Annotated in this window: 9 protein-coding genes and 1 pseudogene; all 10 read left to right on the plus strand. The window is 55.7% G+C overall.

Features of this window, described 5'->3' with window-relative positions; translation table 11 throughout:
- Positions 1 to 1,806, plus strand: a pseudogene (locus tag AC1XOS_RS16870) (hypothetical protein); the annotation flags it as partial.
- Positions 1,807 to 1,896: 90 nt separating this feature from the next.
- A complete protein-coding gene (gene efp, locus AC1XOS_RS16875; protein WP_481963391.1) occupies positions 1,897 to 2,457 on the plus strand; it encodes an elongation factor P in 561 nt (186 codons plus the stop codon).
- A 32-nt stretch (positions 2,458 to 2,489) separates the two neighbouring features.
- Positions 2,490 to 3,611 carry a hypothetical protein gene (locus AC1XOS_RS16880; protein ID WP_481963392.1) on the plus strand — a complete coding sequence of 374 codons (1,122 nt, stop codon included), beginning with the start codon at positions 2,490 to 2,492 and terminating at the stop codon, positions 3,609 to 3,611.
- Positions 3,612 to 4,025 (plus strand): acetyl-CoA carboxylase biotin carboxyl carrier protein, encoded by a 414-nt coding sequence (locus AC1XOS_RS16885; RefSeq protein ID WP_481963393.1) that lies wholly within the window; start codon positions 3,612 to 3,614, stop codon positions 4,023 to 4,025.
- Positions 4,026 to 4,421 carry a competence type IV pilus major pilin ComGC gene (locus AC1XOS_RS16890; RefSeq protein WP_481963394.1) on the plus strand — a complete coding sequence of 132 codons (396 nt, stop codon included), beginning with the start codon at positions 4,026 to 4,028 and terminating at the stop codon, positions 4,419 to 4,421.
- Complete coding sequence (accC, locus tag AC1XOS_RS16895; protein ID WP_481963395.1) at positions 4,421 to 5,776, plus strand: acetyl-CoA carboxylase biotin carboxylase subunit; 1,356 nt, start codon at positions 4,421 to 4,423, stop codon at positions 5,774 to 5,776. Before AC1XOS_RS16890 ends, accC begins: the two co-directional genes overlap by 1 nt.
- A gap of 25 nt (positions 5,777 to 5,801) precedes the next feature.
- Complete coding sequence (locus tag AC1XOS_RS16900; RefSeq protein ID WP_481963396.1) at positions 5,802 to 6,305, plus strand: NUDIX hydrolase; 504 nt, start codon at positions 5,802 to 5,804, stop codon at positions 6,303 to 6,305.
- A complete protein-coding gene (locus AC1XOS_RS16905) occupies positions 6,302 to 6,781 on the plus strand; it encodes a GNAT family N-acetyltransferase (protein ID WP_481963397.1) in 480 nt (159 codons plus the stop codon). The genes AC1XOS_RS16900 and AC1XOS_RS16905 overlap by 4 nt, the downstream gene beginning before the upstream one ends.
- 5 nt (positions 6,782 to 6,786) lie before the next feature.
- Positions 6,787 to 7,611 (plus strand): ABC transporter permease, encoded by an 825-nt coding sequence (locus AC1XOS_RS16910; RefSeq protein WP_481963398.1) that lies wholly within the window; start codon positions 6,787 to 6,789, stop codon positions 7,609 to 7,611.
- An 18-nt stretch (positions 7,612 to 7,629) separates the two neighbouring features.
- A partial coding sequence (locus tag AC1XOS_RS16915; protein ID WP_481963399.1) for a GDP-mannose 4,6-dehydratase occupies positions 7,630 to 8,218 on the plus strand: 589 nt, incomplete at its 3' end.

Here is an 8,218-nt window from a genome sequence, read left to right on the forward strand (position 1 = left end):
CGCATGCTGGATATTCTTGATCAGCGCTATGCCCTGAAGGCTCATGAGCATGGTGGTAACACCCCTGACATGAGCAACTTTGCCACCAAGGCTGACCTCAATGCCGTTAAGGGCATGATCGGTAAGGGCGGTGACACCCCTGACATGAGCAACTTTGCCACCAAGGGTGATCTTGCAAACCTTGTCAAGAAGTCTGATCTCGACCTGATTCGCAAGATGGTGGCCGAGTTCCAGACCGAGCTGACGACGCTTGGTGTGGATGTGGACGCAATCAAGAAGCGTCTTAAGAACGTCGAAGACCGCGTTAGCAAGCTGGAAGACCAGTGGAACAAGCGTCTGAAGATCAACGGTGGCTTTAACACCTATGTCCGTGGCAACTTCCGTGAGGATGGCACTTCGGCATTCCGTGACCGTGACGGTTTCTTCGTCACCGGTGGCCCTGGTACGAGCGGCAGCGTTCTTGCGGATACTCGTGCTCTGCACGATCTTGACCTGAACCTGAAAGCGACCCCCAACGACAACACGACGTTTGAAGCGAACCTGACCGTCGGCAACTACCTCCCTTACCTGGGTGGTGGCTTTGGCGCTCGTTCTGACCGTGGTGGAGCTCGGGTGAACCAGGATCAGGCGACGACTCTCTGGTCTGCTCACATGAGCACCGGTGTCAGCCTGCCGATCCTTGGCAGTACCGGTGTCACCGTTGGACGTATCCCCACACAGTTTGGTGCATACACCTTCAAGACCCCGGATCAGGACTCCTACTTCACCAACCAGAAGACCGATAACGGATCCATCCCCACCGACGGTTTTCGTGGTAACTTCCGCATTCAGGGCATCAACTTCACCACACAAGCAGGTAAAGTGAACCCCGTAAACTACGGATTTGGCTCTGCCAACCTGGCTCCCATGGTGATGGCGGGTGCTTTCCGTGGTGGATATGTCGGTGGTTTAACCCGTGCCAATACGGTTGGTGTCTTCGGCCAGTCCGGTCGTGTTGGTGGTATGAATGTCAACCAGTTCGCTGGTGGTACGGCTAACTTCAATGTTAACGTCCTGACAAAGTTCAACATCAACGCCAGCTACCTCACTTTTGGTGGAGCCGCTCAGTCCGCAACCGCGGGCGCTCCGGCGAACTTTGACACCGTCAATGTTATGGCCGCCGATGTCTCTACCCGCCTGCTTGGTATCACCCTAGTAGGTAAGTATGCGAAGTCGGATACCCTGATTGGTAGCAAGAACGTGACTACCAAGAACAATGAGGCACTTGATGTCAACGGTCAGTTTGGCCGTGGAAACTTCATCCTCTCGGGTGGCTACCGCAACGTTGGACCGTACTTCGGTGCACCGGGTGCATGGGCTCGTGTTGGTTCCTTCCAGAACCCCACGGACATCAAGGGTGCTTACGGTAAAGCTTCCTGGAACCCCACTAACCGCATCGAGCTGATGGGATCCGTCCAGGACTACCAGGGTACGGGTAAAGCAACGGGTCTTGGTGGTCTTACGACAAACGACAAGATCGCGAATATTGGCTTTGGTGCCAAGTGGCAGGTTACCGGACCGTCCTCGCTTGAGGTCTCGACAGAGTCCACAACCTACACCCGTGCAGGTAGCGGTCTGAAGCCTCGTGAGTTGTTCACCAACATTGGCTACCGGTTTGACTTCAACTCGGCCAGCACCTTCCGTCTCCTCTACCAGGTTGCGGACTACAATGGCAAGGGCAACTCCGCGTTCAACGGATCTTCTGCAGGTACCGACAACATCCAGAAGGGTGGAGTCGTCGCAGGTCAGTTCTCCGTTAAGTTCTAAGCAGGAGTAATCCCGCTTACGGCCCTCAGCTTCGGCTGAGGGCCTTTTTCATGCTATAATACGTTCTAGTTTTCAAAGGAGTATTTTCGATTGGATACCAGCGATTTCCGCAACGGTCTTTCTCTTATCTTCGACAACGATATCTATACGATTGTTGATTTCCAGCATGTCAAACCAGGCAAAGGGGGAGCTTTTGTCCGCTCTACCCTCAAGAACCTGCGCACGGGACGTACCTTGGATAAAACCTGGCGTGCCGGTGAGAAGATGGAGGCAGCCTATCTGGAGCGCAAACCGATGCAGTACCTCTACGAGCAAGATGGAGAGTACTTCCTCATGGACATGGACACATTTGAGCAAACCGGCGTCTCGGCGGCGATGATTGGCGAGCAGAAAAAATACATGAAAGAGAACATGGAAGTTCAGGCCATTCTCCATAAAGAGCAGATTATCCAGGTTCACGTGCCTGACTTTATGGAGCTCCTCGTGATCGAGACCGACCCTGGCGTACGTGGGGATACGGCTTCGGGTGGCTCCAAACCCGCCACGGTTGAAGGTGGGGTTGTTGTCTCCGTTCCTTTCTTTATCAATGTCGGTGACAAGCTTAAGATTGACACTCGTAATGATAGCTATCTAGAGCGAGTCAAGTCCTAGCGTAGCGTTATAACAACATCAGGAGACATTCCATGAGCAGAGAAGAATCAGATGAAGGTGGAATTTATGTTCCCCCTATCGTCTATACGCTAGCGAACTTGGTGATGACAGTCGCCTTTATTGTCGCTGGTCTGAGTCTGGCCTACCTTCTCTATGGAGTTTTTATTGGTCTGGGTGGATTCTCTAGCTGGGATGCCCCCAAACAAAAGATCATGATGGGCAATATCGCCCTTGCGACAAAGGCACTAACCTATGGCTTGGGGGCGGCCTCGCTTGGACTAGCTGTCTCTCTCTGGTTTGAGGAGATCGCAGGCTATGCCCTTCTGATTGGGGCGGCACTTCTCGGGTTGGGGCTCCCCATGCTAGGCGATGCTAGCTCCCTTGGAGTTGCCAAGGCTTTAGCCGCCTTCCCACAGGCCGCCTTAGTGCCAGGTGGAGTTGGCCTCGTCCTTGTCATTCGGGATATTATTACCAAGTTTGGCCGGGCAATCCAGAGACGTGGTACAGAAATGGACTCCTCGGAGGCGACATTTGGTACAGGGGCAAAGCGTGAAGCAAAGCCCATCCGAACGTCCCTGATTGGTAAGTGTTGGGAGGGAAGCTACTGCCGCGACTGGGTTCGTCCCCACTGCCCTATCTACCAGAAACGCGATGCTTGCTGGCGAATCCGTCGGGGTTGCTACTGCGAGCAAGATATTGTCAGTAATGCCTCCAACAAAACTCAGGGAGGGGTTCAGCTGGAGATGGCTCCCGCCTCGCAGCTCAACTACGCCAATCCCTCGTCACCGGGAAATGCAGCCCCTGCCAAAATCTTTCTCACGGATGCCCAAAAAGCGGAGCGCTGCCGAAACTGCGTGATCTATAACGATCATCAGTCGGATAAGTACAAGCTCATCATGCCTATTACGATCATAGCCACGATAGCTCTCTGCGTACTGATCTCTCCCTGGATGCGCACGGCAATACAGTCCAGCATGACCGGCATTGAGTCTATTGCGGCAAAGCTTTCCTTTGCGAGCAGCCAAGAAAGTGGCGTGAAGCTGACGCGCCCTAGTGATGGTGTTCTCTGGGCTCTTGTCGGAGCATTCTCTCTGATGATTGTCTCTAAGGCCCTCCAGATCGTGGAGTGGTGTATCTTTGTTAAGAAAATCTAAATGAATCACGAGCAGATTGAGGGCTTTGCCGCTCTCTTTACCGAGGCTCCGCGCCTCACCGAGATAGAGATCCGACATGAGGGGGGGACCCTGCGGATGCGCCGCGCGACGACAAGCCCTTTGCCCGCTCTACAGCCGAGTCTTCCTACACCTCCCACTACTTCCTCGCTTCCTATACCCACACCGACGAACGCTTGTCTGGTGACGGCGGAGCATGTGGGTGTCATCCACTCCATTGCAGAGGTAGGAGCCTTGGTGAATATTGGGCAGGTGCTCGGTCAGATCGACACGATGCGCTTACTCTCGGACTGTAAAGCACCGCTGAGTGGGAAGCTTATTGAGGTTCTTATCGGTGAAGGGCAGCCGGTCGAGTACGGCCAGCCTCTCTTTACGATCGTGCCGGAGGAAAGCTAGATGCAGCGACGGATTTTTACTCTGATTGAGATCTTAGTGGTGGTAGTCATCCTCGGTATTCTAGCTGCCATTGTTATCCCACGCTTGACAGGTGGTGGAAAGGATGCCGCCGGCAAGCGTGTTCTCGCGCCCAAGGAGAAGGCCCAGCAAGTCGGCACCATTAGCTATGTCTCCCAGATCCAGCAGGCGATCACCATGTACAAGATGGACAACGACGAGCGCTTGCCTGCGAGTCTTCAGGAGCTGAAGCGCTACGGGGTCACGGATGAGATGCTCGTTGATGGTGTCAGTAAGCAGCCCCTTCAGTACAATCCCCAGACCGGTGAAGTCACCAGTCCAACCGCTCTTCCTGGCAGTGTGGGTCGAGCACTTAATCTTCAAAATCAAGGACAGTAATGTTCAGTAAAATCCTTATTGCCAACCGCGGCGAGATCGCGGTTCGGATCATTCGTGCTTGCCAAGAGCTTGGCATCAAGACCGTCCAGATCCACTCTGACGCCGACCGAGACTCTCTGCCCGTACGCCTCGCCGATGAGACAGTCTGTGTGGGCCCTGGCCCTTCCAAAGACTCGTATCTCAACATTCCGCACATTATCGCTGCCGCCCTGAATACGGGCGCACAGGCGATTCACCCCGGCTATGGCTTTCTCTCGGAAGTGGCTAGCTTCGCCGAGATCTGCGAGCAGTGCGGAATTAAGTTTATCGGCCCCCCCATCACTGCCATTGAAAAAATGGGCGATAAAGCCACGGCGCGCGCCACGGCAAAAGCTGCGGGTGTCCCCACCGTTCCCGGCTCTGAGGGCATCTTGGAGACCGACACCGATGCTCTCAAGCTCGCAACTCAAATAGGTTACCCCGTGATGATGAAGGCCACCGCAGGCGGCGGCGGGCGTGGCATTCGCATTGTCGAGGACGAAGACGACATGCAGCGGCAGTTCAAAGTCGCACAGGTCGAGGCGGAGGCGGCGTTTGGCAACGGCGGGCTCTACCTCGAAAAGTACATCCGTGAGATGCGCCATATCGAGGTTCAGGTGCTCTTTGACGAGTACGGTCATGGGATTCACCTCGGGGAGCGCGAGTGCTCGGTGCAGACCGTACGCCACCAGAAAGTCGTCGAGGAAGCCCCCTCTCCGACTCTCACGATGGAGCAGCGCATGGCAATCGGTGCGGCGGCGGTGAAAGCGGGCAAGGCGGCGGGCTATGCCAATGCGGGCACCGTGGAGTTTATCTACACCCCCAGCGGCGAGTTCTACTTTATGGAGATGAACACGCGCATCCAAGTAGAGCACCCCGTCACGGAGTTTGTCACGGGCGTTGATCTCATCCAGTGGCAGATCCGCATCGCCGCTGGTGAGCCACTCTCTCTAAAACAAGAAGATATCGAGTGGAAAGGTCACTCCATCGAGTGCCGCGTCACGGCGCAAGACCCCGCCAAGAACTTTCAGCCATCGGCGGGCAAGATGGGCGAGGTGCTCCTCCCCGGCGGCCTCGGTGTTAGAGTGGACACCCAGATCTACTCCGGCTACTCCGTCCCACCCTACTACGACAGCAACCTCGCCAAAGTGATCGTCTGGGGCGTAGACCGCGACGAGGCCATCCGCCGCATGGAGCGCTGCCTGAGCGAGACGCGCATCGAGGGCCTGCCGACCAATATCAGCTTCCTCAAGCAGATTCTGGCCGATGAGCGCTACCGCACCAACGATGTCTCCACAAAGTTCCTCCCCACACTCATGGAGGAGCTCGGGCTGTGACACGGCGTTCCCGTATGGCCATCGCATGACGTATAAGATCAACCATGTGGCTGTGGGAATTCTCCGGCAGGGCGATCAGTTTGTTCTCGTGCAGCAGCAGTATCTCAAAGACCGCCCCCCGTTCTGGGTGCTGCCGGGTGGGATGGTGGAGCCGGGTGAGCTGATCTCCGAGGCGCTGGTTCGTGAGCTTGCGGAAGAGACGGGGGCCAGAGTTGAGGCTATCGGACGGCTGGCGTACTGCATGCAGATAGACCACCCGGCGCGTCGTGAGGAGACAATCGCCTACTGTTTTGAGATTGACGGCTGGTCGGGGACGCTCCAGAGTGCCGACCCCGACAACGAGATATTAAACGTCGCGCTGGTGCCTCTACGTGATGCGCCCCAGCGGCTCAGCTCCATCCCTTGGCTCGCCGTTCGTGAGCCGCTACTCGCCTATCTCAACGATGAGTGCCCTGCCGGAACGCTCTGGTTCTATCGGGAGCTTGAGGGCATCCAGGTTCTCGTCAGCAGGATCGAGGGGACTCTATGAACTGGAAGTGCCTTTCCTTCGAGATTCTTTCTCTTACTGATCTCTACGACCTCATGCGGCTTCGCCAAGAGGTCTTTGTAGTTGAGCAAAACTGTGTCTATCTGGATGCAGACGGCTACGACCAGAGGGCGTGGCACTTGCTGGGGCGCGACGGCAAGGGGGAGCTTGTGGCTTGCCTGCGGCTCTTTGCGCCGGGCGTGAAGTATCCAGCGTTCCCCAATGAGGCGAGCATTGGGCGGGTCTGTACAGCGGCTTCGGCGCGGGGGACGGGCCTCGGTCAGGAGCTGATGCGGCGCGGGATTGCGGAGACGGAGCGGCTCTGGCCAGAGAGTGGAATTCGCATCTCGGCCCAGGCGTATCTACTGAGTTTTTATGGCAAGCTCGATTTTGCAGCAGTCTCAGAGCCCTATGATGAGGACGGGATTCCGCACGTGGAGATGGTGCGTCCCGCGAAAACGCCTCGTACGGTACAATAGGCACTGTGTCTGTCACTCTGTCTTTTCGTTCGCCTGCCTACTGGGAGCTTATTCTTGGACTGATCGGGCGGGACGTCAAGACACGCTACAAACAATCCGTCCTAGGCTATGCTTGGGCAGTGCTGTATCCTCTAGCCACCGCGCTTATCTTTAGCATTGTCGGGCAGATCATTCTGCGCCAGCAAACGGGCGGGCTTCCCTACCCTGTCTATGCCTACTTTGGCCTGCTCTACTGGAACCTATTCTCGTCGGGCTTAACGGCAGCGACGGAGAGCTTGGTGAGCCACCTGAACCTGATTACCAAGGTGTACTTTCCCCGTGAGGTCTTTCCGGTCGCTGCCGTTCTCTCCAAGCTCGTAGACTTCGGATTTGGTTTGGTGGGACTCGTGCCGCTTCTAATCGTCTACCGGGTCAAGCCGGGGCCTCTCTTTCTGATGAGTCTTGCCATGGCGGGGATTGTCGTTTTATTGACGCTTGGTTGGGGAATGCTACTAGCCTGTGCCAATCTTTACTTTCGGGATGTGCGTCATCTTGTTGGGATTGTGCTTAGTCTCTGGGGCTTTCTGGTGCCCAATATCTACCCCTTGCATCAAGTACCGAAGATCTGGCAGGGGCTCTACTTGCTCAACCCTATCGCCGCGCTGCTGGAGGCAGGGAGACGTCTGGCGTTTCCACAGACCGGCTGGATGCGGGCTATAGACCCTGCGCAAGGGAATCTCGGATCACTATGGCCCTATGTGGGCAGTGCATTGATCACGGCGCTACTTTTTCTGGTGGTGGGCTTCGTTGTCTTCAAGCGCAACGAGCCTCGCTTTGCTGAGTATATTTAGTTTAAGGAGTAAAGAGTTTTGAGTAAACGTGCGTTAATTACGGGAATTACGGGTCAGGACGGATCCTATCTGACAGAGCTGCTACTGAGTAAGGGCTATGAAGTCTTTGGTGTTGTCCGACGCTCCAGTACGGAGAGCTATGAGCGCATCGAGCATTTGCGAGATCGTATTACGCTTATTCAGGCGGACTTGCTGGATCAGTACTCACTGATCGAGGCACTGAAAGTGGCGCAACCCGATGAGGTCTACAACCTTGCAGCGCAGAGCTTTGTGCCCACGTCTTGGTCACAGGCTGTGCTAACCGGCGAGTTTACTGCGCTTGGCGTCACCAAGGTGCTGGAAGCCGTGCGCGCCGTTAACCCAAAAATTCGCTTCTACCAGGCCAGCTCGTCGGAGATGTACGGGAAGGTTCTCGAAGTGCCCCAGAGAGAAGAGACGCCGTTCTACCCGCGTAGCCCCTACGGGGTTGCCAAGGTCTATGGTCACTTCATCACGGTCAACTACCGCGAGAGCTATGATTTATTTGCCGTGAGTGGGATTCTCTTCAATCATGAGTCTCCTCGACGTGGGTTAGAGTTCGTCACACGCAAAGTCACCGATGGAGTTG

It is taken from the genome of Armatimonas sp. (assembly GCF_964826245.1).

Excerpts from the sequence above, each read along its gene's own strand:
- AC1XOS_RS16880 (WP_481963392.1), top strand. The coding sequence starts at position 2,490 with ATGAGCAGAGAAGAATCAGATGAAGGTGGAATTTATGTTCCCCCTATC.
- AC1XOS_RS16885 (WP_481963393.1), top strand. The coding sequence starts at position 3,612 with ATGAATCACGAGCAGATTGAGGGCTTTGCCGCTCTCTTTACCGAGGCT.
- AC1XOS_RS16890 (WP_481963394.1), top strand. The coding sequence starts at position 4,026 with ATGCAGCGACGGATTTTTACTCTGATTGAGATCTTAGTGGTGGTAGTC.
- accC (WP_481963395.1), top strand. The coding sequence starts at position 4,421 with ATGTTCAGTAAAATCCTTATTGCCAACCGCGGCGAGATCGCGGTTCGG.
- AC1XOS_RS16900 (WP_481963396.1), top strand. The coding sequence starts at position 5,802 with ATGACGTATAAGATCAACCATGTGGCTGTGGGAATTCTCCGGCAGGGC.
- AC1XOS_RS16905 (WP_481963397.1), top strand. The coding sequence starts at position 6,302 with ATGAACTGGAAGTGCCTTTCCTTCGAGATTCTTTCTCTTACTGATCTC.